Raw genomic sequence first — 1492 nt, forward strand, 5'->3', positions numbered from 1 at the left:
CCATTCGTCATTGGCCGAATCGAACAGGGCGAAGGTCTGCCCCGGCTTGGCGGGCTCGCCCATCTGCGCATTGTTCGGGGTGGCGAAGGCAATGCCGCCCTCCATCAGCGCCTCCATCGACTCGGTGCGTAGCGACAGGCCCTTGAACAGGCTGGCGTCGACGCCGAAGCCGCTGGCATTCCAGAAACGGCTGCCGGTACGCACCAGCGGTACGTAGCGCGGTTCGATGAGGATGCTGATCAGCACCCGGTCGGCCTGTTCGCCCAAGGCCAGGTCGACGACCTTGCCCACCGGGATCTGCCGGTAGGTCACCAGGTTGCCCGGCTTGATCGAGCCCTTGCGCGGCGCGCTGAGGGTCAGCCGCAGGCCGTTTTCCCGACCCAGCAGGTTGGGCGCTTCGGCGAGAGTCTGGAAGCGTGCCTGGCGCTCGCCCGGCGTGCTCGACGGCAGCGCCTCGATATAGGGGCCGCTGACCAGGGTTCCGAGGTTCTCGGTACGCAGCAGGCCGAGCGCCGGACGCACCACCCAGAAGCGGGTTCCGCTGCGGGCGACGCGCTCGCCGGCGGAAGTCAGGCGGGCCTTCATCAGTACCCCGGAGAGGTCCGGGTTCAGCTCGACGCTTTCGATCTTGCCGATGTCCAGGCCCTTGAAGCGGATCGGCGTGCCTTCGCGCAGGCCGTCGGCATTGTCGATGCTCAGCTGGATTTCCACGCCACGGGCCATCGCCGCCTCCTCGCTGTCGAAGAGGGTGAAGCGCCGCACCTTGGTCACGGTCGGCGCCTTCGGATCGAGGGTGTCGAAGGAAATCCCGCCGGTGATCAGGGTCTGTAGCGACTCGCTCTTCACCTGCACGCCGCTGAGGTTGCCGGTCAGGGTGATCCCGCTGGAGTTCCAGAAGCGCGTCGAGGTATTCACCAGGTGTGCGTACTCCGGCTCGATGTGCACACCCACCACCACTCGCTGGCGGTCGCGCGACAGCTGGTAGCTCTGCACGCTGCCGACGCGGACCTGGCGGTAGAGGATCGGCGCGCCGATGTCGATCGAGCCGAGCTTGTCGCTGGTCAGCACCAGGTGCAGGCCGGGCGCGTCGGTGTTCAGCGGCGGCGCTTTCGGGCGGATGGTGAACTCGCGACTCGGCGCGCCGCTCTTGGCGAAGCGCACGTCGATGTAGTTACCTTTCACCAGGGCCTCGAGGCCAGTGATGCCGGCCAGGGAGATGCTTGGCTTGACGGTCCAGAATTCGGTGCCTTCCAGCAGCATGTCCTCGACCCGCGGATCCATCGCCAGGTCGGCAGTGGCGCTGCTGTAGTCCTTGCCCATGTCGATCGACTTGACCAGGCCGACCTGCACGCCGTTGAACATCACCGGGGTACGCCCTGGATCGATACCACTGACGTCGTTCATCTTCAGTTTCACGCGCAAACCGGCCTGGGCCGCGTCGTAGTCGTCGTACAGGCGGAACGGCTTGCTCGGATCGGTCGGCGGGCTGTCG

Annotated in this window: 1 protein-coding gene; it reads right to left on the minus strand. The window is 66.4% G+C overall.

What is annotated here, in order from left to right:
• On the minus strand, positions 1-1492 hold a 1492-nt coding region (locus HMPREF3014_RS04205; RefSeq protein ID WP_021205238.1), incomplete at both ends, for a PqiB family protein.

It is taken from the genome of Pseudomonas sp. HMSC065H01 (genome assembly GCF_001815235.1).
Classification (GTDB): Bacteria; Pseudomonadota; Gammaproteobacteria; order Pseudomonadales; family Pseudomonadaceae; genus Pseudomonas; species Pseudomonas aeruginosa.